Source organism: Paenibacillus sp. 453mf (assembly GCF_900116105.1).
In the GTDB taxonomy this organism is placed as follows: domain Bacteria; phylum Bacillota; class Bacilli; order Paenibacillales; family Paenibacillaceae; genus Paenibacillus; species Paenibacillus provencensis.
The window spans coordinates 198062-223240 of record NZ_FPAC01000006.1; the positions used below are offsets into that span (position 1 = coordinate 198062).

At 39.2% G+C, this 25179-nt stretch carries 19 protein-coding genes; 3 read left to right on the forward strand and 16 right to left on the reverse strand.

What is annotated here, in order from left to right; all coding sequences use genetic code 11:
* Positions 1 to 69 precede the first annotated feature (69 nt).
* The 14 genes from BM415_RS20640 to ltrA form a co-directional block, all read right to left on the reverse strand.
* Complete coding sequence (locus tag BM415_RS20640) at positions 70 to 3456, reverse strand: DUF5704 domain-containing protein (RefSeq protein ID WP_244533621.1); 3387 nt, start codon at positions 3454 to 3456, stop codon at positions 70 to 72.
* Positions 3457 to 3476: 20 nt separating this feature from the next.
* Positions 3477 to 4742: an S-layer homology domain-containing protein gene (locus tag BM415_RS20645; RefSeq protein WP_090727803.1), complete on the reverse strand. Its 1266-nt coding sequence runs from the start codon at positions 4740 to 4742 to the stop codon at positions 3477 to 3479.
* Between the two features lie 322 nt (positions 4743 to 5064).
* Positions 5065 to 6054 (reverse strand): hypothetical protein, encoded by a 990-nt coding sequence (locus BM415_RS20650; protein ID WP_090727804.1) that lies wholly within the window; start codon positions 6052 to 6054, stop codon positions 5065 to 5067.
* Positions 6041 to 6589 carry a hypothetical protein gene (locus tag BM415_RS20655; protein ID WP_244533623.1) on the reverse strand — a complete coding sequence of 183 codons (549 nt, stop codon included), beginning with the start codon at positions 6587 to 6589 and terminating at the stop codon, positions 6041 to 6043. Before BM415_RS20655 ends, BM415_RS20650 begins: the two co-directional genes overlap by 14 nt.
* A gap of 16 nt (positions 6590 to 6605) precedes the next feature.
* Positions 6606 to 6992, reverse strand: a complete 387-nt coding sequence (locus BM415_RS20660; RefSeq protein ID WP_090727806.1) for a hypothetical protein — start codon at positions 6990 to 6992, stop codon at positions 6606 to 6608.
* A 62-nt stretch (positions 6993 to 7054) separates the two neighbouring features.
* Positions 7055 to 7537, reverse strand: a complete 483-nt coding sequence (locus BM415_RS20665; RefSeq protein WP_090727807.1) for an ABC transporter permease — start codon at positions 7535 to 7537, stop codon at positions 7055 to 7057.
* Between the two features lie 18 nt (positions 7538 to 7555).
* A complete protein-coding gene (locus BM415_RS20670; RefSeq protein ID WP_090727809.1) occupies positions 7556 to 9643 on the reverse strand; it encodes a hypothetical protein in 2088 nt (695 codons plus the stop codon).
* Positions 9625 to 11556 carry an ATPase, T2SS/T4P/T4SS family gene (locus BM415_RS20675; RefSeq protein WP_090727811.1) on the reverse strand — a complete coding sequence of 644 codons (1932 nt, stop codon included), beginning with the start codon at positions 11554 to 11556 and terminating at the stop codon, positions 9625 to 9627. The genes BM415_RS20670 and BM415_RS20675 overlap by 19 nt, the downstream gene beginning before the upstream one ends.
* A gap of 3 nt (positions 11557 to 11559) precedes the next feature.
* Entirely contained in the window at positions 11560 to 12384 is an 825-nt protein-coding gene (locus BM415_RS20680; RefSeq protein WP_090727812.1) for a hypothetical protein, read from the reverse strand.
* Complete coding sequence (locus BM415_RS20685) at positions 12372 to 13088, reverse strand: hypothetical protein (RefSeq protein WP_090727814.1); 717 nt, start codon at positions 13086 to 13088, stop codon at positions 12372 to 12374. The genes BM415_RS20680 and BM415_RS20685 overlap by 13 nt, the downstream gene beginning before the upstream one ends.
* Positions 13089 to 13102: 14 nt before the next feature.
* Positions 13103 to 14206: an SAF domain-containing protein gene (locus tag BM415_RS20690; RefSeq protein ID WP_090727816.1), complete on the reverse strand. Its 1104-nt coding sequence runs from the start codon at positions 14204 to 14206 to the stop codon at positions 13103 to 13105.
* Positions 14207 to 14223: 17 nt separating this feature from the next.
* On the reverse strand, positions 14224 to 15696 hold the full coding sequence (locus BM415_RS20695) for a P-loop NTPase family protein (protein WP_090727817.1): 1473 nt from the start codon (positions 15694 to 15696) through the stop codon (positions 14224 to 14226).
* Complete coding sequence (locus BM415_RS20700) at positions 15686 to 15904, reverse strand: helix-turn-helix transcriptional regulator (RefSeq protein WP_090727819.1); 219 nt, start codon at positions 15902 to 15904, stop codon at positions 15686 to 15688. The genes BM415_RS20695 and BM415_RS20700 overlap by 11 nt, the downstream gene beginning before the upstream one ends.
* Before the next feature lie 113 nt (positions 15905 to 16017).
* On the reverse strand, positions 16018 to 17418 hold the full coding sequence (gene ltrA, locus BM415_RS20705) for a group II intron reverse transcriptase/maturase (RefSeq protein WP_047911907.1): 1401 nt from the start codon (positions 17416 to 17418) through the stop codon (positions 16018 to 16020).
* A 757-nt stretch (positions 17419 to 18175) separates the two neighbouring features.
* On the opposite strand from ltrA, the gene BM415_RS20710 reads away from it, so the two are divergent.
* On the forward strand, positions 18176 to 18952 hold the full coding sequence (locus BM415_RS20710; protein WP_090727510.1) for a ParA family protein: 777 nt from the start codon (positions 18176 to 18178) through the stop codon (positions 18950 to 18952).
* The gene (locus BM415_RS20715) at positions 18930 to 19544 is read left to right on the forward strand and encodes a hypothetical protein (protein WP_090727512.1); all 615 of its coding nucleotides are present in this window, start codon (positions 18930 to 18932) and stop codon (positions 19542 to 19544) included. The genes BM415_RS20710 and BM415_RS20715 overlap by 23 nt, the downstream gene beginning before the upstream one ends.
* 64 nt (positions 19545 to 19608) lie before the next feature.
* Here BM415_RS20715 and BM415_RS20720 read toward each other — a convergent pair whose 3' ends face one another.
* Together BM415_RS20720 and BM415_RS20725 are read right to left on the reverse strand one after the other, a co-directional pair.
* On the reverse strand, positions 19609 to 21063 hold the full coding sequence (locus BM415_RS20720; protein ID WP_090727513.1) for a hypothetical protein: 1455 nt from the start codon (positions 21061 to 21063) through the stop codon (positions 19609 to 19611).
* Positions 21047 to 21361, reverse strand: a complete 315-nt coding sequence (locus BM415_RS20725) for a hypothetical protein (protein WP_090727515.1) — start codon at positions 21359 to 21361, stop codon at positions 21047 to 21049. The genes BM415_RS20720 and BM415_RS20725 overlap by 17 nt, the downstream gene beginning before the upstream one ends.
* A 662-nt stretch (positions 21362 to 22023) precedes the next feature.
* Here BM415_RS20725 and BM415_RS20730 point away from each other — a divergent pair.
* Complete coding sequence (locus BM415_RS20730) at positions 22024 to 23448, forward strand: replication-relaxation family protein (protein WP_090727516.1); 1425 nt, start codon at positions 22024 to 22026, stop codon at positions 23446 to 23448.
* Positions 23449 to 25179 lie beyond the last annotated feature (1731 nt).

The following is a 25179-nucleotide window of genomic DNA, read 5'->3' on the forward strand; positions in this document are numbered from 1 at the left end:
ATTCTATTCAAGAAAAAAAGAAGAAAAGGAGCCCTAGTTTGGGCCCCTCCTCACTCATTCTTTGATGAATCAGTGCGTACCATATGGTCTATAATCATCATAAGATGACTTGTTGGCATCATAGAATACTACATCACCATCTTGCAGCAAGAATTGGACGCCATATGGATCTGTAATTACATGGTCACGAGTTCCATCTGCTCCGTCAAATCCTTCCATATCCCACCATTGGTTGTTTAAAGGACCGTGAATGTATTGAAGGTGAGGATTATCTAGGTTTGCATTAGGTATCGTCTCAATGTTGAAGTTGACTGTGATATAACCGTTCTTCAAGAAAATAGGTGATTTATCATTCAAGCGGTTGCTTCGTCCATATGCAGCTAGATCTGTACCTTTCGGCACAGCATACACAGCAGCTGGCAGGCTGTATTCCCCATACCATTTCTGTTCAGAAGCATTGACTCTGGCTGGTGTTGCATTTGCATTGCTAGGTCGCTCAAAGGTGTTAATGAAGGTCCGAAGTGGAGAAGGTAGAATTTGCACATCGTATCCTCCAACGTATGTTGGTTCTGTCGACCGCTTCACGAATGAGTTAATGTATTGATCTCTTGTCATCGTCCAACCTGAGTTAAGATCATAGATAGAACCTGCTGTACTAATGATGTCGGTGTAAGGTACATTGCGCAGACGGGTATTCATAGTAATTTCCCTCCGCTCGACATCTTCTGTCGAACCTATCTTTATGAACTTTTGGTTTTGAGAATGATAATATAAATCAACTTCAACACGATTAGCCGGTGTTAATGGGTTATTATCTTGGAAGTAGAACTTCGGAGTGATTCTTACCGCGTCCTTATCTCCAAACAAATTCCCTTTAGTCTTCATTTCAAATTTGAAATGATACCCCGACTTTACTGCGACACTCTTGTAGTTTGCAAGAGGATGGCTTCCTCGTCTGATTGGTAACTGATACGGAAATACTGAACCATTCGGAGCTGCATCAATCCCGTATGGACCAACCGAATAGGATGTACCCTTTGGAATACTACTTCCCTTCCCAGTCCGAAACACTGTTTCCCAGTTCGGGTCAGCAATATCAGTGATTTTGAAGTCGTAAATTCGTCCTATAACCTCTACTGGAACTGTGTCTGTCGCAACGTGATTGGCCAGATTTAAGTTCGCATCTTGCTCCGTAGTAAATCCAGTGTTCGGAGAGTTTTCAGCAAAGGAGCGATAATAAACAGTGTAGTTCCCTTCATCTACCCATTTCGGTAAATAGAACGTGGTTTCGATTTGAGTAACCGGTATTTCAATCCAAGTATTGGCTGGATAAAAACTGTTCCTGTCTGCTGAATATACGTCAAACTCAAATCGGACTTGCTTCAATTTAATGTACTTCGCGTAGTCCCTATTCCCGTATCCTGGAATGTTTCGATGTTGGCCACTTGTAGGAATGCTTACCGTAAAAGGTCTATCCAAAATAAAAGCCCTTCTAGAGTAATTCGGAATCGTCTTTTGGTTATGAGCAGCATCGTCAGAAGCATTGGCATACACCACAGTAGGAGTATGAACCGTTACACTATTGATACCACTGATTGCAAAATCGGTATTCGAACCACCGTTCACATTACCAGGCAGAAGGTTATAATAGATTCTTCCTGAACTTGGGATATTGCTTCGGTTTAAGAATGTACTGCTTATCATGTTATTAGGCTTATATAGCACATTCTGTCCAATTGTTGACGGACTAGGAATATTTGAAGGTGTAGGTCCATCCTTTGTAGCTTCAGCATCATTCATGATCGTAGAACCATTGAAAACGACTTTATCATTTTTGACTTTAGCTTCTGGAGTGTCACCTTCCGCCATTCCTTTTAGTAATTCTGTGTCATCAGGTACTTCTGGTGGAGAGTTTAGTCCCCCCTTTAAAACTGGTGGAGTGTAACTTATACTCGCTCCTTTTCCAGGAGTTACATGAGATTCAACAGATGGATCATGCTGGGATACTAGTGACGGGGAAGTATACCCGCTAGGATTCATTGTGACTTTCCCACTAGGCAATGCATCATTTGACATGTCCGCTCTCGATATCTCGTATACTTCCAAATTGTTGATCTGCCAGTAAGAATAGTTACGTGTAAAGGTAAACGAGTAAGGTTTATCCGCCGTGTCTGTTTTAGGTTCAGGTGGTCCTGGCGTACATTCTCCTTCTTCACCTTCTGGAGGACAAACTTCCTCTCCAGGAACAGTCCATTCAAGAGCGTAAGTTACATCAACATTGCACTCGTAAGTAATAGTCCCAGACATTTTAGCCCACACATGCTTGAACAAATAATTATCAGCAAATGCATTGGTATAAAGAGATTCAGATGTTGGAATACCCTGTAATACATCAAACTTCTCTGATCCTCTACTATCTGCTCTGATTACACCATTGGTATTTGGATTCATATCAGACATGCTTGTGGTTGAAACTTGAGATGGAGTACCTAGTGTGTATGTACAAGCGCCGCCGCCACCTGGTTCTCCACCCCCACCACCAGTTTCCTCGCCTACAGTAACCGTAGTGGTTGTTGTTAATCGGTATCCGTCCTTTTCCCAAAGGACTTTAATAGTTGTTGTTCCTTTACTTTGAGCTGTAACGAGTCCATTACTATTTACTCTTGCAACACCTGGGTTAGATGACTCCCAAGTGGTTGTCCCGTTTCCTGCAGATATAGTAGTTTCACTACCAAAATTACCATCACCATTTTTAGTTTTCACTTTGGCGGTCAATTGTTTGGTTTGTCCAGTAGACAATTGACCGCCATCGGTTAGGCTTATTTCTTTGGTTACTTCTGCTCTACCTCTCCAATAAAGGTCAGTGTAAATATTATACACAGCATTAAATTTATCCCCGTTATATGGACCATAACTTTGAGGCTCTATTGCTCCGCCGATTTGTGCTGTGAATTTTACTCGCTTACCGGTAAAGGAATCCACACTTACTAAGATTGGTAGTCCTGGTGTGTAATAGTTATCGTTGTCCATATAAATTGGATTCTGAGTACTTTCAACAAGTTCAGTTGATAAAACCCTTTCACCATTCTTATCCTTCCATTCGGATGGGATATAATATGGTGAGCTTAAATCAAGATCAACACATACCAAAGATGAGACAGGTTTATTTGTGAGAGAGTTATTGGTCAATAATTGCCCATTACACGACCCATCAACTCGCCACTGCAAATTATCCTGTTGCCATATATAAACCCCAATATTGGTATCCGCCACACCTTCAGCAGGTATGACTTTCTTTTGAGTCTTTGCTGGTGAAGAAGGCTCAAAATACGGAGCCTCTAATGCTGGTTTTTGACCAGGTCCTCCACCCGCAGTTACTGAATTTATAGGGATAAATATTAAGAAAAGTAAGCTTATTGTGATGAGTTGTTTTATAAAATTATTACGGTAACTCAATGACAATCATCCTTATTTATTTATTTTGGGATGACATCAAACACGGTGCCATCTTCTGAAACAAGACTAACTCCCGTTCTTAGTGATTTATCAAAATGCAACAAACCAGTTCCCCAGTAGATTGGAGTCTTTACAGTAAATTCTCCGCGCGATGTTGTAATTTTACTAGTAACAGGTATTTGATATTCTTTAGACGATTGAGAATTAGGTGAAATTGCAGCAATAAAACTAGGAGAACTCATTAAATTTCCTGCTTGTACTTGTGTCATAGAAGCACTGGTAATACTCAAATTAAATTCGGCAAATGAGTAATAAGATCCGCGCAGTGGTTTATCTCCTTCATCCAAGAAAACTGAATAATATATGCTTCTTTCTTCACCTTTAACATATGGATTAACGAGAATCCAATTTTTAATTTTTACTGTTGCATAGTTTCTCTTTGTTACCAATTCTTTGTTTCGGATTTTCGAGAAATCATCAGTTACTTTACTATAATCGTAATTTGTAGGGAACTTTTCCTCCGGAGTTTTCACATATTTGGGAACAATGGTTTTTATGTTAGTTCCTGTTAGTCCAATTTCCCTTAGTTCATTTAAAGCCTGTAGATCACTAGGATCTTTCTTAGCAACATTGGTATAGCGAGTAAGTAAGACTGCCACTTCAGCACGAGTTGTAGTTTTACTTACACCAAAGCTCTTATCGCTACCCACACTCATTAATCCCGTCCCCATAGTCACGGCCACTGCATTTTTTTGTGCAGCTGGCATTTTACCCTCAAAATATTCTTTCGCTGGTATTACCGTATTAGTAACATCAGACAATGCTTGCTTAAAGTCGGGATGAACGGCAGCAAGTCCTTGTGCAAGCCATGTAGCCATCTCTCCACGCGTAAGGGCCGCATTTGCATTTAGTTTATTACCATATTTAGAAACACTAATGAAACCTTTCTGTACTGCTGCGCTGACAGCACTCTTAGCCCAAGTAGGAACATCACTAAAGGTTTTACCAGAAGCTACTGTAGGCTGCCCTTCAATACGACTTAGGATTACAGCCATTTCCGTCTTTGTAATAGGTGAACTCGGTTTAAACGAACCATCTGTGTAGCCTTTCATATATCCGTTTTTTACAGCAGATGCGATCGCTGATGCAGCCCAATGAGTGGACGGGACATCTTTAAATTTCAAACTACTAGTGATAGAACTAGCTTCGGCAAGCGGTTGAGTAATTGTAAAACTCCCCGTTAATAGTGTTAATGCGGCAATAGTAGATAAAACAACTTTTTTCATTTGTTTCTCCTTTCGAGACGATGGTTTTATAGAGAAATTAACCCTTATCTCTATAATAAGCTGAATTGTTAAGGTGCACGAATTTTACACCACATAAAATAATATCGGTATAAATCATTAAATATGGTAACCAGCTCCTTATATGAAATACAAAAAAAGCACGCTAATTGCCTAAGGGCAAGAAGCGTGCTTCGCTTATATTTGATCCAAATGGATCATATTCAGTTTATTTATACAATAATATTAAATGATAGGATAAATGCTGTCAAACTATAATTAAGGTTACTATCGTAGAACTCAATTGCTTCGATAAAACTTGTTATTATTGCCTATTCCCGACAGTACAATCTAGGGGTATATAACCGTTGGATGCAGCTTCTTTTTCTGATCCAAAGACTTCTGAAGTAGTAAAATCAGAAGTACACGAATTTGCGGAATAATAGTACTTTCTGCCGTTAGCAATAATGCCGTGATATACTGGTGTTTTAACAAGCCGACTTCCACCTAACGCATAGTTATTATAGTAATCCTGCCCCATAGGAATACCTTGTACAAAAGATAGTACTCCAACATCGTTAATGGTATTATTCCACTCTTCTTGGCTAATAAGTGGGAGTGTGAAAGTGTAAGCTACACCATATTTTTTCGCAAAGTTGTTGTATTGATTAATGTAATATTCAAGGTCATTCTGTATTGCCTTTACAATTGTAGATCTTCTCACCTGTTCAAACGTATTTGCATCATTTAATAATGATATTTCAGCTAATGATGATATCTCTCCTCTGAAACCTTCAAACCATTGTTGATCGGAATTACGGTTTACTGTGACAAAATCATCAAGTGTAAACGAAAAAGAGTTTCCATACTGATCTGCATGTGCATACGGCTTCTTTGGACTCCATACATGCTTGAGTTCGGTTTGACCATCTGCATTGGTGTACTCGTCCATATAATACACATAGTATCCATCATATCCAACTATCGCGATAACAGGTACATAAGATTGGATAACTCCTTGTCCAACTGGATCATTAAATACTCCAAAGTTTACATACATTGTATTGAAGAAGGTTTGTACAGCTTCCTCTTTATTAATCCGAACTCGCTTTTGGAATTCGTACTGAGCTTCTTGACCTTGGCTAGCATTTGTCATTAATGCTTTTGCCGCATCCTGTGTTGCTGTATCGATTGCATGATTATATCGAAGCTCAAGAATAGTGTTTTTTCGGTTATGCTCAACGTTCATATTATTAATAATGAAAAATGGAAGCAGAATCACGGTGAAGATAATTGTAAATTTAATAGTCTTCATTTAACACCATCCCCCCATAAGGGATGACAATCTTGCTGTTTGGAGAATTAATTGTATTTGTCAGAATGTCATTTATAAGGGTGGCAGCAGTTCGGTTAGTATTCTTCACAGTTACATTAAAGAAATCGCCAGCTGCCAACTTGTATACGCGGTTAGGATGATCAATTCCATCAGTTGATGTTCTCGGGAAGAGTTTCTCGTTTATTTGAGCATTGTAAAATCCTTCGTAGTTTACGTTGTAGCCACCGAGAAATTCCCCGGCATCGCTGTATATGGGGTCATAGCGTTTGTGTAAGTGTTCCATTTGAATATCATATGTGTTACCTGTTAGAGTTAATTGATCTGAGAATTGGTTGTACATTGTTGGAGTGATAAAACCCTTATCTCTTACTGAATCGACGAATTGAGTTACTGAATTGAGTACAACGATCTCTGAGATATCATCTTGCTTGTTTAATGAATTAGAAATGGGCCATATGAACATAAGCGCTAATGCAAGTATCAAGCCGAAGACTTTCTCGAAATAATTCCACACGATCTACATCCCCTTTTTAATTAAACCGTAACAAGGTCAATATTCCTTTTGAATCTCGAACGTAAGTAGGAGTATAGTTTTTAGCAATATTGATACCCGAAACATTAACGGTGCTAGTATCCAATGTTTTGGGATATAGAACGCCATCAACTACTATATCAACCCCAATATCTTTTATTTTGTAAATCGACTGACGAACTTCAGCCCCAGTCACTATGTATTCTGTTGGAACCTTAAGAGTGGTAGTAATACTGCGATCGGATTGTTCAGTCATTGTGTATGTCATTTCGTTTGTATCAGCAACTGTTTTGAAAAGATAGTATGAAATAGATAAGGCAGCTACAAAAATGAATGAAGCGAACGCAAGATATATTGCGGATCTTGTATTCTCACCAAGTCCCATAATGATCACCCTTGTATTTAACTAGGGATGGCTAATTGAGCCCATCCCCTAGCTATTTTGAATTAGTTTTGTGTGAAGATGAGACCACGAATCACATTGCTGTTATCTTTGATAATTTCCGCTTTAAACTTACCAGACGGATTAATATAATCATTGCTCGATTCGTTTGCAGCATTAGTCAGGGTACCCGTTGTATTATTTGACGTGATAGAACCATATCCTGTGCTTCCTACAGGCACAGTTGTGTTTACAGTTTTAAAGTACCAAGATCCAGTTGGGTTCTTACCAGTGATGACTTGAACACCAAACTCGCCCTTATCTTGGAACTTACGGAGTGCGTTTACAACTTGGCTACCTGATACGGTCGTGCCATCATAGACTGTGAAAGAGGTTTGTGCTAATTCCGTTTGGATTTCAGAGAAACTTGTTTGAGCTGTTTTCGTTGCATCTTGAGCGGAAGTAAACATTAACACTGCGGTCGTTATTAAAGCAATAGCCAAGAAAAGTCCTGCTGCCATTAATAATGCTTTTTGTGCATTACTCATTTTTGATATTCCCCTTTATTATAAGTTTTGTAATTGTTCGGAGTAGATTCTCATTTGTGAATAGCTCATGTACATAAGTGGTATTACAAGATAAAGAAAGATGACAGTGTATAGAGGGGCGAATCCGAGCAATCTGCCCCAACTTGCCTTTTCTTCAATAGTTCTTTCGTAATCCTGTTTTCTTTGTTCAAAATAATAAGCTCGCTCTGTTTCAAGATCATCAAAGGCTTGCTTAATAGGGACACGGGAGACAGCCAATTGTAATTTCTCAATGGTCCTTACTAATGGAGTAAATGGAGCATCCATCTTTAATTTTTCGAGCGCCTCTTCAGCTCCACTTTCATAGTTAAGTACGCATGTATGTAACGGAGCTTTGAAAATAGAAGCAAACCGTGCCATCCACTCAAGTATAATCTCCACTGAGACGCGATCGATTTCGCTTAACATTGCTATAATGGTATGGAATTGATCCACTTCATTCTGCATATCCATTGCCCTTATACGTTTTTGGAAAATCAGAATCCAATATGGTATGTGGTATCCTACGTAACCCAACACTAAGCAAACTAGCACTTCCCACCACTTGAGATATTCAGAATTGATTTGATCAATCTTTGCAATTATTCTTTGCGTTGTATTGTTGAGCAAGGTATCGTTGGTGGCAACTTCTTCGTTCTGCTTGACCAATTGAACAACTTCGTTGTGCAAATCATCCTTTTTCACCCCCTTCAATTGATTAATGATATTGCTATCAAAATCAGTGGTGGATTGAGCAACTTGCAACTCTTCTGCGGTCATCCGACCGAACAATGAATCATTTCTAGTTGGGGCCTCCATCACGTTTTTGACCGTAATTGTGTGCATCATTGTAAAAGATATCAAGAGTCCTATTGATAGACCAACGGATAACATTAATCTATGCAGATAATGCCACTCCATAGGAATACCGGCATTAGCATCTTTTAAAAGCTTACTTATTTTATAGTGAGCAGCAGTTCGCTTAGCTGGTTCTAAGCGATCAACAAGCCAATCGACTCCAGGTATTCGAAATGCGAATTTCTCCCATGGGTGCTTTCTTACTTTGGCAACATATGTGCCTTCTTGCTGATCCTGCATTTTTTTTAGCAAGATATACGAGAGTAAGATAACAGCAAATATCACTATTTGGATAAGGAAACCAGCTTTACCTGAATAGAATTCTTCCATTGCGGGGAAGTAATTCGATGCCCAAATCTCAATTGGTTTAGTAAATATAATTGGTGTAATCGCTACAGCAGTAAGTCCTTTAAATAAATAGTTCAGTTTAGTCCTTTTCAAAATTTCCAAGTTAATTTCGCTTGTAAGTTTATTGAGGTTGTCCAGAAACAACGATCCATCTTTCACGACCTTATCACCGAACTCTTTAACCAGAAAGCTCATACCAGCGAATCCTTTGAGAAACCGATTCGGCGCCTTCTCGTAATAAGCAGCCAGGCTTTCTTCTGGTTTGTCTGATACTAGGACTTCATAAATTTTCTTTGCATGAAGAGACGCTTCATAGGACGATGTTTCTGATGCTTCATGTAGAGCCTCTTCGATCATTCCATGCTGATGATAATGGTGACGTACGTCCTTAAGTAAATCTCGAAGCTGAATTAGTAATCGATCCTCCACCCTATGAACAAATGTATCGATTAACATACCATTTATAACGATTGCAGCTAGTAGCAGCATGAAAACAAATGTTAAATCATGATTCATTAGTAAAAGTACTATTACAAAGGTGGCCATGATCCCTAGCGTATAGAAGACAATTTTCATTGTCTCGCGTCGCATAGTCAGCTCATCATATGAATGAATTGCTTGAAGTCTCCTGCGTATCTTTTGGATGTAAGACCGTAGTAACGGGACCTTGTTATATGCCATATACGAGTCTAAGAGGAGCTGATTAACTCGTTGCTTCCATTTAGACTTCCCCGTTCCAGTAAGTTGCTTAAAATTTGAATAGATTTCTTCAGTTCCGTTTCTCTGTAACTTTCGAGATACAATTTTATAGATTACATAGAGGACCACACCGAGGAACATCGATACTACGGAAATAATAACGGCTAGCTTCTCTGTATCCATGCTTCCTCACCCCCATTAATATTGGATGACCAGTGTTCGTCGATAAATTGTTTGAACTCCATTTGATCTACGTCAGACATATGTGCCAGCATTTCAGATTTGTTTCTTTCAGAAATTGGATTGACAGCGATATATCCACCAGTACGATATTCGATTATATTTCTTTCAGTAAATACTCTTCTATCCGTTTTTCTTCGGAAGTACTCCGTAGCGGTTTCCATAAAGGCTCCAACTTTCTCTTCTAAACCCTCAAGTTCTCGAAAATCAGTAGGATAATCATCCTGATAATCGAGTGGTATACATTCCGTGATTCGTTCTATGTAACGAAAACCGTTTGGATCGCGCTTAAGGTGAATATCAAAGTTTAGTACACTTACAACTTGCTCCTCAGCTATTTTTTCATCAGTAAATATATTCGTTTTCAGCAAGGAGTTGCGAATTGAAAATACCAGGTTTTTAAATGTCTTGGCATGATGAGTGAAGAGACTGAATAAGCTGGCTACTTGTGCTGTCTGAATCATATAAGCAGCTACAGGATCTGTTGCAAGCTCACCGAGTATATTTACGTCCCCATCAGTTTTCTTAGATAGATCAAGACCTGCTTGTCCGGATATGGTTTCAGTTTCTCGAAAAGTGAGAATGTTGCGATCTCCGTATATTTTCCGAAGATGAAGTTCAAAAGCTGTTTCTTGAACACGAAGTCTGTATGTCGCATCGATATATTTAATCATTGCCATGAGAAGCGTAGTTTTCCCTGCACCTTGTGGTCCAGTGATGGCCATAACCCGAGCTCCTTTAACAAGAAACTTGATGGCATCAGAAACCAGCTCACGACCTACGATTGTTTCAGGTATCAATTGATCAAGAGTCGCATTGGCTATATCGAATTTCCTTACAAAGAAGGCCCATGATTCAGAAAATCCAGGACGTACAACTACCACACGAGACCCATCTTTCATATCGTTGACTTTAAAACCATTTGAATCAGACAGTTGTCCAGGGTTGTTATATCTATATATGTTCTGACATACGCGCTTCAATTCAGACTCAGTTCCAAATGTGAGGTAAGCTAAGTGAATCGGCTTCCCTTTATAGAAGACCCAGATGCTATCGTGACTATATTTGGTTGTCTTCTTTTTCAGCTGGCCTGAGACGAATGAGAGATCATAATCGTCTAGATCTACTTGATCTATGGGAACACCCGATACCCCGCCGGATACCCCATCAATCTTCATGTCTCTGATTTCGTCAATTACACTTAAACCTTTATATTGCTCATAGATACGCTGAACGATAATCTGGAGTTTGTCCTCAAAAGAAAGAGGCTTGATCTCCTTTTGGTACACCTCGTGAATCTCGCTGTCAGTAATGATATAAGAAGAAACTGTTCCTCCCTCAATCACGTTTTTCAATTCTGCGAGACCGTGTGCTTCAAAAAGAGCGCCTAGTGCGTTAGAGCCATGTTTCTTTTTATAAAGATGTAGAAGTATATCGTGCTTATCTTTAGAAGTTAGTAATTTTTTATTATCGAATGGTATGACCCTATTGATGTTCTCATCGTTTAACCCATAAGTTTTCAGTAGTAAGTCGAATATGGTGTTTTTTACATAATTTTTATCTTGGAGATCGCCATAAGGACTATTTTTTAAAGCTTTCTGCAGCTGTAACCTTTGATTCATACGACGAGTATATTCCTCTTCAGATAAACCTAGATCGTCGATGTTACTTGTTGTCATTTCATTAAGGCAAGTTTTTACGTACTCGATCAATCCCTCGAATGTATACTTCTTATCCAGTTTATGTGGGTCTTTGCGAGGGTTGCGATTATCCGTTAGTTTAAAGAAAATGAGAACCCCAACAAGGAACAACATGATCAGGATGAGTGATATATTAAGCAGCGCTCCTGCACTCATGAATCATGCCCCCTTTTCACTAAAAATCTTCGTATCAAGACCGACCGCATCAAGTATCCCTTTCGAGAATCTACGAACTTCGCTCATAAAATAATAATTATCGTGAGAGTTCGTGATATTCTTATTTCTCAGAAAGAATTCAATAACTGTCTTATCGTTCAAAGAATCCATAAAACCAGTGCAGTGAGGAACAGTAAAAATAGGAACCTTCGGTTTAAACATACGGCTGATATTTGATAGTGAATATTTCGAATGTCGATCATATTGTCCAAGTACAATTACATATGTCTTATCTTCCAAGAATGGTGGAGGACTATTAAAGAACTCCTCCAGTACGGCTCTGTTCTGATTTAAACTAACAACCACAAGATCTGATGGCTCCAAGACCACGTTTGAGAACTTATTCTTAATGCCGCTATTGACATCTACTAAAGTGAGATTGTAATAGTTCTTCGCAGCATCTAAAATTGTTTGGATTACATCAAGGACAGAATTAAACATCTCTTCGTTAGGTTTGGATGTACCTCGTAGTAGTTCCAAGCGATCCTTTAGAATGGTATCCGTATAATCCTTTACAGCTGTCGGAGCAAGTTTATCGCTCTTCGCTAATAGCTCGAGAGCGTCGATGCCCTTCCGCGTGTATTCTATATTTTCCGAACTTTTTTTGTCTTTTAGAAACGTCGACTCAAGAGAAGACATTTCCCATTGAGTATGGCAAATGAGTGTACGAGTTACGTATTCGATACCTAGTATGCTCGACGCCGCAATCATATTTGCTGAGTTACCTGTTTGACCGTGGCGGCCGCTCCAAAATGCTATTTGCCCCATCCGTATGACCTCCTTATAACTTGTTTCATGACAGCTTTCATTTCCCGTGTCTCCATATCTGAGAGCGCCTCGCTTAAGTCCTCGAGAGCTCTTTTGTAGTGACGCGATAATTTGCGAATGTTGATCTTTCCTTCGTGTTGATTATTGACTTTAATAGAATAATCAATCTCATCGAAGTAAAGTTCTATTACTTCTTCAGCCCATTTGATTGGCAATGGTCCTAATACAGTCTCTAAATATTCTGACGCTAGATCGGACTCAATGCCATTAACGACGATTTTTGTGAATTGTATTTGTTGCTCATCCTTTTCTGTTTCCTCATATAGGGTTTGAAGGGACCTTATCGTCTTATCGAGGGACATCTTTTCACTAGATGTTGCAATGTATTTATGATCGAAACGTTGGAAGTCGTTCCACTCAAGAAATTTATTACCGCTGAAGTGTAGGATAATTGATTCATATTGATGATGTTCTACCAAATATTCATCCAACTCTTTTATATCTTCAAACCCTACGGCAACATCAAATTCTTCAAACTCAACTACCTTGATGTTCTCATTGGGTAGTGGAGTACCGTACCGGATGTATCTTTCTTCAGTGCCGTCAACAAGAAGCACTTTTTTTCCTGAAACCGTTAATATTTTACTCGCATATTGCAGCAGATCGCTTATATCCGTGGAACCAATGAATAATGCATTCTTCATAGGAGGCTTCCTTTCTATTTAACTAGCGGTTGTTCAAAAACATCTTGTTGTTTCTGAATATCATCAGCAGATTGGTCATTTTGCGAATCGTTCGGCTGTACTATTTGATCCTCTTGAATTCCTGAACTTGTCGGTTGTGATTCAGGTGTCACTAACGGAGTACTTGTGTCTACAGGAGTACCATCTGATCCGACACCGCCTCGCGCTTCGGAAAGCGCCTGGTTATTTTGCTCATTTGTTATTCGGTTATTTGCCACTTCTTGTTGGAGAATCAAGCTTCCATTCTGAATTTTCATCCGATCAACTTCAGATATTTGTGAGAGATTGTTCTCGAGCGTATTTCTTGCAACTTTACCTAGCTGTTCTGTTGCCTTTTCTAACACGTTTGGATTAGATTGTATTAGGTCGATTACCTTCGCGTTTGCAGGATAATTCGGGATTGCTTTGTCTTGCAAAAACGGATCGACATAGGTGATTGCGTAGAGCTTTGCTCCCTGTAGGTAAGCATCTACGATAGCACTGGACATAACCAACAGTTCTGACTCATTAATGTCGTACCAGACAGTCGTACCAGACAAGTCTTCGACCTTTTTCTTAGAAAGCACTACGAAGTCTTCACCAGTAGGGAATGATATCCGTACATCGACGTACTGTCCTTTCTGGAGTTTCGTTGGGAGAATCATGACATTATATTCATGGAAACGAAGATCAGCTGGTGTAGGACCTTCATTAAACACCATGGAACTAATAATCGGTGTATTTTCACCAACATCAATCTTTACAACTTTACCTACAAGATCATCAGGGTTTTGAATCATATTGGCTGGAGCATCTTTTTCTGAGATTTGCACAGTTTTTAGATTTTTCTCCGTAAGTTTCACACCGGCTTTCAACTCTCCCGAAGAGACAACAACGCTTTTCTTAACGGCAAGTTCCTGCTGTAAAAGTTGTTCCGTTTCTTGCAATTTCTGCTCGTATTCAGACCTGATCTGTTTCTTTTCCTCTGCTTGCTGTTTATATACGAATACAGCCCCTCCAGAAAAAATGACACCCATAATGACTGCTCCTGCTACGCCAGCTGCTAACAGGTTTTTCGTACGTTGCCTGATTACTGACACGTCTTACACACCTCTTCCTATAAAGTGAAATACATCGATACTCCTGCAAATACAAGTATCCCGAGAATTGCAATGCTGATTTTGATTATCTTACGTTTTTTTGTTACTCGACCTTCAAATAGTTCATCGAAACATTCCCCCGTGTTATCCTGCTCCATAAAGGGATCTGGATGATAAGGGATGGCTCGAACTGAAAATTCTTTGATTTCGCCCTGGATATCGTCTATTGTTTGTTTTTCTACGAAGGGAATAAGGAATTTCCATCTATGTTGAATATCAGCGCGATTTAAAGTTATAAATTTTTTCAATGTGTGCTGCTTCCATTCACTCCCCGACCCTACAAGTAGCTGCACTCCCGCACGATGAAACTCTTCAATATAGTTAGAGTTTTCATAGAGACCAAGATCCAAAACAATATGTGTATGTTCTGATGTTAATTGTGAAGCCATGTCTATCTCATCGTCGTTCTTGACAAAGGTAACTCCGTTAATTTGGAATTCGTCAGATCGATTCAAATCTACGTTTTTACCTTCGTAGGATTTCTCGATATAGACATATTCGCTGTTGCCACTACATTCGATTAACTTTACTTGATACCCCTGCGATGCAAAGTAATTAGCAATAAGAATCGCTGTATGCGTCGTCCCTACTCCTCTATCAATTCCTGCTACAGCAATTATCTGTTTGCCTATGATACGATCTCGGACAATCACCTTTGGTTTCACAGGAGGTAAAGTCCAGAGGAATTCTTCTTCTTCGAGATCTTCCTCTAATATGTCAGGCAATTGTAAGTTTTCCGTACCCTTTTGCTTCCCATACTCCAAAGAATTAACAGTTGTTGTTGGAGAACTCTCGTCGGTGATTGTTTGAGAATCACTATTAATAGTAGGAATACGTTTTTCTTTAGGTACTGCCTTTGCTTCTTGTTTTTCATGCATGCTTTCTTTAGCAGAATTAACATTAATTGTGATGGACTGACCGCCGTTTACAAATCTCCTCCAGGGGATATCTTTGTCGAACTCACGAAATTTCTTTACTTCGTTGTAAAGCATGGGATGATCAATACAACGAATCAACTGTTTGACATTTAAAGACTCCGACTTTTGCGCAGACTTTGCGAATATGTTGTAGATGCCCATCGATACTAACTCAGCTAATAATGGATGACCCTGTGTTTCATCTGACAGGAAGATGATAGAGGTCTCACTAAAGTCATCTCTTATTTTCTCGATTACGTCTGCTAAAAACTCAAGCCGCTTATCTTTTCCTTTCTTAGCCATTGAACTGTTAATGACCAATCCATCTAGCTTAAAATCAGGTTGGTTTTTGAAAGAATGAAGGTCTTCAATAAGATGCTCTATGATGACATATACTCCGAGAACATTTATCCCTTCAATCTCAAAATGTTTCTTTAAACCTTCACCAAGGTCTGGTTTAGGAGTCGCAATGATAACATTGCGTTTTCGTTCACGCTCTGTTTCATGCTCCATTCATTGCATCCCCTTTCTGGTTCGTCCAGATGGAAGTACCCAGAACTCTTTCTATATCCTCAATCTCCTTGTCAGTCGGCAACTCTAACTGATTTTCCAAACGACTTATTCTTACCTGATAAGAACCGACCTTCTCTGCAAGTTCTTCTTGAGTTAGGTTTTTTCTGTTCCGGTATGTTCTCATAAGTTCTCCTGGTGTTAAATCCATTGCCTCTACTCACCCCTTTCTAGAGGGTTTATGAACAATCGAGTAGGAGGCTACCCATTAATTGAGTAGCCGACCTCTCACACCACCGTACGTACCGTTCGGTATACGGCGGTTCAACCGCTTAAGTGCAAGTTACGTAAATGCTCGTACTGAGCAGGGAAGTCATAATACCCTGCTTGTGCGAGCCTTTTGTTTGTTATGGAACGAGACAACACCGGGCTTCCGGCGATGCGCCAGTATCCCAGTCGTGAGTTTGCCCATTGGTAGGCCTGCCACTCCGGTATTCCCAGTTTTCGCAGGTTTTGCGCCTTTGTTCTTGGCTTCTTCCATTGTTTCCAGATGTACATACGGAATCGTCTTCTCAACCATTCGTTCCATCTCTGCAGAGTCCGTTTCATGTCCGCTACGTAGAAGTAACCTATCCAGCCGCGAATATAGACCTTCACCTGCTCCATCACTTGACGGACATTCTTGCCCTGGCTGCGTTTCGTGAGTTCCTTCAGTTTCTTCTTTGCTTTCGCAAGAGATTGTCCATGGGCGCGGATGTGTACTCGGTCCCTGCTCTTTCCCAGAGCAAAACCAAGGAATTTAAAATGCTTTCGGGCCACGATGCTTACGACTTTGCTTTTCCGTCGATTTATCTGAAGTTTCATTCGCTTCTCTAGATACTTCTGGCAGGACTCCAACAGCCGCGTTGCTGCACGTTTGCTTTTCGCCAGCACTACAATGTCATCTGCGTAGCGGATCACATTCACTTCTCGGCTTTTCATCTCTTGGTCGAACTCATTCAAATAGATATTCGCCAGCAGCGGCGATAGCGGGCCACCTTGAGGTGATCCTTCTTCCGTTTCGCGCCGCACTCCGTGCTCCATGACCCCGCTTTTGAGATACTTCTTGATCAGATCAGTTACCCGCTTGTCCTGGATTTGTTTGCGCAAAAGATTCATAAGCAGCTCATGGTTCAGCGTGTCAAAATATTTGGATAGATCGATTTCTACTGCGTAGTCGTATCCCTGCTCCGCATACTCTTTTACTTTGCGAATGGCTTGCTGCGCACTCCGCCCAGGGCGGTAGCCATAGCTTCCTTCCGCGAATAACGGTTCGAACAGGGGTTGTAGCTGCTGCGATATCGCTTGCTGAATCACGCGGTCTATTACCGTAGGGATACCGAGCTTCCGCACTCCACTTCCATCTGGTTTCGGGATTTCTTTACGCCGTACCGGGTTTGGTTTGTAGCTTCCGTCCCGGATACTTTCCAAAAGCCCCTCTCTGTGTTCCCGTAACCACGGTAGTGCCTCCTCGACTGTCATTCCATCGATTCCCGGTGCTCCGTGATTACGTTTGACCCGCTTGTAGGCCTTGTTCAGGTTATCCCTGTTTAGTATCCTCTCAAGCATGTCCGTTGCACCGCCTCTTTCTCTACGTTCCCGAGTGCCGGCACTCCGCGCTCCCGCATACTCTTCGCATTCCATGCTATCCCTTTGCAGGCAGCCCTTTCGGTATTCTGCTTTCATCGTGCCGATGCTCCTTCCAGTCTATACTCGAGGCTTACGATTGTTCGGCCCTTCCCGAAAAAAAAAAACTTCTCGGTACTATGGCCTCTGCTGACTTCTCACAGCAAGCTTTACTCCGTCTTTTCGGATTTTTTTTTTTTCCTACCGGACGTCTGTGAGACCTCCCCGGGTAAGAGCGATAGCCTTCCCCTCATCCATCTGCCACATTTACATGCCGGGATTCGGGCAGTATTGGACTTCGCTTTGATTAGCAAGCTCGTCCGTCCCGTCATGCCTTGTATGTGATTCCTGTTCGTCAGACCGAGGGTTTGCCTCCGGCTTCCTTCAGATTCCGCCTCGCGGCGGACACCCTTGCCTTTGGCTAACAGTTCCTACTGCCAAGCCTGTAGCGGACTTTCACCGCCGAGCTATCGCCCATGCCGGGCGCACTAAAAAAAGCACGCTAAATGCCTTTTGGCATTAAGCGTGCTTCGCTTTTCGAGATCCGCTAGGATCATATTCGGTTTATTTATACAAACAATAATAGTTGATTGATTTGAAGGTGTCAACAGGTCATGAATAATTAAACTGACTAATAATAAACTGAATACTTTTTTATTCATTTATTTACACATATATCTATTCTATTTACTAATTATGTTTATATTTAAATCTGTGTGACTATTTGTATTCTTGTTTATATTCAATAACGTATTGACTCTGCTCCAACATTATTTCAAAATAGAAGTTAAGTATATTTATACAAGCGGAGGTTTATATGGGAACAACGATATCGATAGGCGTGCAAAAAGGCGGAGTCGGTAAGAGTTCTACGACTTGTATTACCAGTTATCTACTCGCTGAAAGAGGATATAAGGTATTAACAGTTGATTTTGACTCACAAGGTAATACCACTCAGATTCTTTCTGGTAAAGATATATATCAATTTGAGGAACAAACTGTACTAGACGCCATAGTAGAGAGAGATCCTGAAAAATATATAGTTAATGTACGTGAAAATCTCGACCTGCTTCCTGCAGATGATATTCTATCAACTTTAGGTAACAGAATGAATGAAATGAAAAGACACGTTCATTCCTCTTTACAAGAAACACTGGAAATCGTTAAAGATCGATATGATTTTATTGTTATTGATCAGCCACCAAACTTAGGTGATTTATCAGTTTCGGCATTAGTGGCGAGTGATTATGTTGTTGTAATGTTACAATCGGAGCCTCTCTGTTTTAAAGCTGTTCCTCGTTACCTTCAACTTGTCGAATTGATAAAAACAAAGATAAGTCCTCAGCTGAACTTGGCAGGCATTTTACCAAGTATGAGTGATACACGTACAAAGATAGATACTTCTATTATTGATCAAGCAAGAGAGGATTACGGCAACTGGATGTTTGAGACCGTTATTAAAAGAAGAAATCGTATAAAAGAATTTTCTATACTAGGTATTCAAAACAGTACAAGAGAAGATCGTGATGCGTTAGAGCAATATCAATTATATTTAGAGGAGCTGTTGACACGTGTCGAAAAGGGAGCTATTTAAAGGTTTGTTGAATGATGACATTAAAGATACAGGCTCTTCGCAAAAAATGAGAATTCTCAACGATCATCTTCTCCCAGGCTCTGAAATTACAAAGGAAGAAGTTAAAATCGATAACAAAGTAGAAAATTTAACAACTACTCCAGTCGAAGAACCCGAAGGTGTTATGTCAGCATTGCCTCAAACAGATCAACTATCAGAAAATGATATAAGAGAGAGTGAGGCAGCTATCGTTGATGAAAAGAAAAATTCTTCTTTGTCAGTGGATTCGACATTCTCTAGCAGCACAGATATAGATAAACCTAACATTAATGAAGCAAGAATTACTAATCCTTCAAGTAACACTCAATTTACTGATGAAAAGCAGTCTGCTTCTGCATCTGGAATTAACAACATTCTCTCTACACTCGCCAATACAAATGATTTAACTGTAGAAGAAACGCATACACGTAGGACTTATTTGATAGATAATAAATTGCTAAAGGAACTCGATAAAATTTCAAAAGGTAAGAAAAAAGGCTTCGCTACTAAAGTTATAAATTCCGGCTTGCGCATTGTGCTTGAGTTGATGAAAGAAAATAAACATCACTTATAGAAACTGGTACTTCGCATAGATAAAAACGACGTCAGTAATTACCGGCGTCGTTTTTTTGTTTATACTATTTTTTTATCTTTGCCCAGGGGTTAGCTGGTGTAGCCTGTCCTCCACCTGAACCGAATTTTTTCTTCGGTTGTTCTTCAGTCACTGCAACCTCTTCTGATGCCGAAGCAGCATCTTCATTTGTTTTCCGACTGAAGACTGAGCCTCCCATTCCAGCAGCACCAGAACCACCAAAACGATTTCCGTTGCGTTTTTGATATGGGTTAAAGGACGATTGCTTCACGGATTCCATGGCTCCAGAGATATTTACTTCAATTTCCTTACTCTTTACTTGTTTTTGTTTTTCTAATATAGCATCGTATTCTTTTGTCATTTCTACAATTCGATTAGGCATAATCATTCCAGAAAACATTGTATAGACCACTGCATAATTGTCGTGCCAGATAGGATCACCGTATTTCCCTTGAGCGGTTCCAGAAAATTCATTAATTACTTGCTTAATTGTTTGTTCTGTTTTTACGTCTTTGAAAATTTCTGCACCAGAAGGCCGTAATACGAATCCGCCGTACATGGTTGCAGTATCATAATTGTGGTCACAAGCAAAGTATCCACGACTAATACTATTCTTCATTTTTGTTTTAAGATCTTGAACATCGTAAGGAGCTTCAATACTGGCTTTGTGGATACTAAGAAATCCACCTGACAACTGAATGAGCTTTACAAAGTCTGAAGGATCGTAAGTCACGTTATCTGATCCGAAATTCGCTGGAATAACGTTTGCTTCATGAATTGTGCTGATAATTGCGTCGTTTCCTTGATCTTTCCAAGAAATAAGTGCATCAGTGTTAATACGATGCTCTTTCTTACTCGAAAAATCAGTATACAATTTTTTGTTATCTGTGATGATAAAGCTTCCAATTGGCTTCTCTTCACCTGGTCCGAAAAGGTCATCTTGTAATTTCTTGAATTCATTGAGTTCAGACATAAGAAGAATTGCATTGGACATTTCTGTAGGATCATCGATTGGAACTGAAAGCAATAGAGTAATTGGTACTGGGAAGAACTGCTCCTTAATAAGTCCGAGAACTAAAGAGATGAATCCAGTACCAAAACCTCCTCCCGCACCTGCGCAAATGATAAGGTGATCTATGTTCTCGAATTTACGTTCCATAGCTTGTACAAGTTGATCGCGAAGCTTTACCGCTCCAGGATTAATTTCTGGATCGAATGTCTCAACAACCAGTGATGGTGTTCTCGCTGCTCCTTTAAATCCTTCAAAATGAACTCGATCTTCTTCAGGAATGTTCTTGAGGTGGATCATATCTGTTTTTGAAAAATTGATTGCTAAGCTTGGATAGATTTGTGTTCCATCCGCATAAGTATACCCAGCGAAAATATCTGCATCTTTATTTCCTTTTTGTCCTGCACCGATTACTCCGAAACGAAGTGATACATCGGTAATCAAACCACTTTCATTCATATAATTAAGAACTTTACTATTCGAGAGTCCCATTTTGACTTTCCTCCTGTAATTGATTATTGGCATATTCACTAAAGGCAACTCCATCCGCTGACAGATAATATTGATGTTGCTTCCTACTATATCTGTAGGATATCAACCCTGCAAAGAGCAAAGCATCAATAGCTGCTACAATCGGATTTTTGGAATACTCTGAACTCAGCTTTTCAATAATATCTTTCTTAGCTATGTAGCTATTTTCAGTTATAACCATTAATACGTGAATATGTTGTTGAGTTAGCCTTGAATAGAATGCCTGATAGTGTTCATCTGAGTAAAATCGAGATGACACCACACCACCCCCTTACAGAAATTTTAGGTCACCTCTCAGTCACCTTTGGGTGACCTTTGGGTTACCTTAAGCATATATGGTATCTATGCAGATAGCAAATTATAGAATATATATTACATCAATCCCCATTTATTCATAGATAATTCTATATGCAAGTTCCTCTTCGCTGTGTAGTTGCTGCATTCTTACGTTTTCATATCTTGAGATTATTATAATTATCTGTTCTATTATTCACCGAGAAAAAGATAGGGTGAACTCTGGGTGATATTAAGCTCACCTCTAGGTAACTCAAAAATATAATACTGGATATAAGCAAGATAATTGATCCAAATGCACAGTCTGGAATTTGATTTTATTATGTAATTCCATCAAATCTATTCCTAAAATTTATTTCTTCATAAATCGTCTCTATTTTGGCGACATTGTTGGTGACAACTATGATGATAAACCAGGTGATGCCATCACTAAGAAAATCACTTATGTTGTCACTAGATTTGTCACCAGTCTATAACTTCACAAAAGGTCGACAGAAGCATTGTAGATAAAGGTTTTATTTGCTAACCTCTAGTTACTTGATTTTGGTGACAAGAAATAACCGTACGGAAAGGTAAGTAAATACATGCCATAATCAAGAGAAAGTTCGAAAGGAGTTGTCACTAGATTTGGACATTCGAAAGATCCATAAATTAAGTCCTACAAAGAGTCATATTATTGAACGTTTATTCATTTACAGAAGCCTTACTGCATACCAACTATATTTTTTGCTTGATTCATCGGACATCCCATTAACATATCCCCATTTCACGTGGGACCAACTAAGAGTTCCTCGTTTAAGAAGTATATGGAATAGATTAGCGGAGCTGCAGAAAAGTGGTCTTGTGGTGGTTGCGGGTAAGCATCCAGAGAACGATCAAAGAATCTTTTCTCTTTCGGAAGACGGTCTATCAATTGCATACCACCTTCTTGATATTCCACAGATTGAGGGATATCATCGAACAGGCTGGGACAAAGAGCATGGTTATTTCCCTTACAACCTTTACCGGCCTCCGAAAGAAAGGCTATTAAAACATCATATGCTTGGTGTTGATTTCAACGTTCTCATGGAATTGCTTGCAATTAAGCATAACTTCTCCTTTGACTTTATTGATAATCGGTATTCTTCTGTTGGTTATACGACAATAGATGATGGCGAAAAAAAACAGGTTGAAAAAATTTTCCGTCCAGACGGAGAGTTCATTATCAGGTCTAAGGATGGGCAGAAAAAGTTTCACTCATGGGTAGAGTTCGATATGGGTACTGAGAAAGGTAGTTTTTTATTTGAGAAATTCTCGAGATATCAACAATTTTTAAATTACATCGCTCAGGGTATTGATAGAAAATCCCTAGCCTCCTCTATACCGGATTCTATATTTTTCATTACAACAGCCAGACAAAGTATCTGGTCGCGTTGGCAAAACATATTTCGGAATTATATGAATGCAATCGGCCCTTGGTCTACTTACTTAAATCTCTATGTAGGCAATATGGAAACTTTAGAACCATTAGTCTTATCTCACATTAACTCAAATGAATTGTATAGGAAGCAACTTAATTCAAACCTCAGACCTTTACTTGACGATTCTCGATTCACCGGTCAACCGAAACCATCTAAGGTACTAGTTAATTCTAATACGGTTTCCAGCTTTTGTTTTTTGTATGAGAATGAGATGAAGGAAATTGGCTGGGAGCCATTTTTTACAGTGACACAGTCAGATTCCCAATCGCATCAGATCTATCTCTATCTCAAATATGACGAGTATGAGACCGGTGGGATTTCTAAGGCATTAGATTTCGCAAAGAAATATCGCTCAATAGAATCTATGAAAAGAATAAATGCTAAAGAGGTCATACCGGTCCTCTTTTACTCAGAGAAAAAACCACGTTCTCTTGAATTTATGGGCTGCGAAGAGAAAGAGGCGTTTGAAGAGGTTTTTGAGCGTTTCTTATGGCACGATATTTCTTTAAACAAATGGTTTGATAAATCTGGCGTTGAACTTGATCTTCGTCGTGTTAATCCTCTTAACTACTTTACAATGGCCCGAATATAATATCTGTCTTTATTCGTGAAACTTCATCACGAAATGACCATCTACTTAAATAATTTTCAATGTAAAAATCCAGCGTATTGAAGGAAAATTAAATTTAGATAATTTGCAGTGAAAGTTGATTCTTCAGTTACAGAGGAGGGGTCCCGGTATTAATGCGGTGAGAGCAGCTGAAACGGCTATAGAAGCCTGGAGAAAATTTAACGACTCAACAAAAAAGGTAGTCCTTCGTCGCAGAGAAGTGATTGAGGATTATAAAAGAAATATGGATGTACTGATTGAGGTGAAAAAAAGTAGCTTAGGAAATATCGAGAAGAAGGGTCCTTAGTCTCCTTCTTTTCTCGCACCTATCTCGTGGTTTCGCACTTGCGATTCCAAAAGGCGAGTAACTTGAAAACAAAGTTTTCTGCCCTATCCTTTCCCCAGTTGGAAATTGGAAGGGCATTATTTATGATTTCCGACATTCTCCATGCCGCCTATGTTTTTGCCCACTTTTTGTATATTGCCGATCTGGGAAACATAGTCTGAAAGATAGGATATCTGCCGGTACTTTTAGGTATCTTTCATAAAGACTTGAGAGTTCTTCTCCGTGGACCGATGAATAGAATATCCGCTATTTTCAGTGGGAGGGTATTGGTAAGTATCCAGCAATCTCACCAGGTATCTTTTTAGTCCTCGAAACTTCTCTCCTACATCAATATGGTTGGGGTACTCCTTGCTTGTATGTTCCTCATAAAGCTATGTAACCTCCTGGTGCACCACTATACTGCACAAAGCAATTTTGTGTCGAATTACTTTCTGTATGAACTGTCATTCCACTCTGAGATCTAGATCCGCCTTTTTCTTCAAGATTTTTTTTAACTAAGCTATATCTTGAAAAAAGTCCTGCATTGGATAAATCGTAGTTCCTGCACTGTCCCTTCTCTACACCTCCTCATCCATTACCTGGGCACATAAATAGAGAATCAAATCTAATTTATATGGGGTTGCAGACATAGTTTTGTACCCAGAAGTATAAACATAAAAATATTACTGTATATATTACTGAATATATTACTGAATATATATGTATGCATTTAACAATCTCAAAACAATTCACTGCTTCTCTATATAGAAACCCTTTATGGACGAGCAACCAAAAATATTTACGATAGTAACATTAATATGTTACTGAATATACAACTGAATATTAATATATTTTTATGAATTTTTCGAATTAAACAAAGCTTTACTCTAACGAGATTCCTTTATGGGAGATGCAGGCAGTTATAGTCGCTTTACTCAGAAGCATAACTAGAAATTTAAATATGTTACTGAATATATTACTGAATATAAGTGTATGCATTTAACAATTTCAGAGCTATTCACTGCTTCCCTATATAGAAGCTATGGACGCAGCACGAAAGTAGTTTCCCTAGAAGCATTAATTATAAAATTAAACATGTTACTGAATATTCAACTGAATATAAATATATGTTTTATGAATATTTCGAAATTAAATAAAGCTTTACTCTAACGAGATTTCTTTATGGGAGATGCAGACAGATATAGTCGTTTTACTCAGAAGCATAACTGAAAATGATTATGTTACTGAATATATAGCGGAATATAAATATATGTACTAAGTATACTCAAGACATAATCAGAGCTTACTATGAGGAGATCCATAGGAATTCTCAGTTGTAGTTGTTGCACCAGAACCAATAGGACACAAGATAAGCATATTACTGAATA

Bases quoted from the DNA above. Each gene is read 5' to 3' on its own strand.
- BM415_RS20645 (WP_090727803.1), bottom strand. From the start codon at position 4,742: ATGAAAAAAGTTGTTTTATCTACTATTGCCGCATTAACACTATTAACG.
- BM415_RS20650 (WP_090727804.1), bottom strand. From the start codon at position 6,054: ATGAAGACTATTAAATTTACAATTATCTTCACCGTGATTCTGCTTCCA.
- BM415_RS20660 (WP_090727806.1), bottom strand. From the start codon at position 6,992: ATGGGACTTGGTGAGAATACAAGATCCGCAATATATCTTGCGTTCGCT.
- BM415_RS20665 (WP_090727807.1), bottom strand. From the start codon at position 7,537: ATGAGTAATGCACAAAAAGCATTATTAATGGCAGCAGGACTTTTCTTG.
- BM415_RS20670 (WP_090727809.1), bottom strand. From the start codon at position 9,643: ATGGATACAGAGAAGCTAGCCGTTATTATTTCCGTAGTATCGATGTTC.
- BM415_RS20675 (WP_090727811.1), bottom strand. From the start codon at position 11,556: ATGAGTGCAGGAGCGCTGCTTAATATATCACTCATCCTGATCATGTTG.
- BM415_RS20680 (WP_090727812.1), bottom strand. From the start codon at position 12,384: ATGGGGCAAATAGCATTTTGGAGCGGCCGCCACGGTCAAACAGGTAAC.
- BM415_RS20685 (WP_090727814.1), bottom strand. From the start codon at position 13,088: ATGAAGAATGCATTATTCATTGGTTCCACGGATATAAGCGATCTGCTG.
- BM415_RS20695 (WP_090727817.1), bottom strand. From the start codon at position 15,696: ATGGAGCATGAAACAGAGCGTGAACGAAAACGCAATGTTATCATTGCG.
- BM415_RS20700 (WP_090727819.1), bottom strand. From the start codon at position 15,904: ATGGATTTAACACCAGGAGAACTTATGAGAACATACCGGAACAGAAAA.
- ltrA (WP_047911907.1), bottom strand. From the start codon at position 17,418: ATGAAAGCAGAATACCGAAAGGGCTGCCTGCAAAGGGATAGCATGGAA.
- BM415_RS20710 (WP_090727510.1), top strand. From the start codon at position 18,176: ATGGGAACAACGATATCGATAGGCGTGCAAAAAGGCGGAGTCGGTAAG.
- BM415_RS20720 (WP_090727513.1), bottom strand. From the start codon at position 21,063: ATGGGACTCTCGAATAGTAAAGTTCTTAATTATATGAATGAAAGTGGT.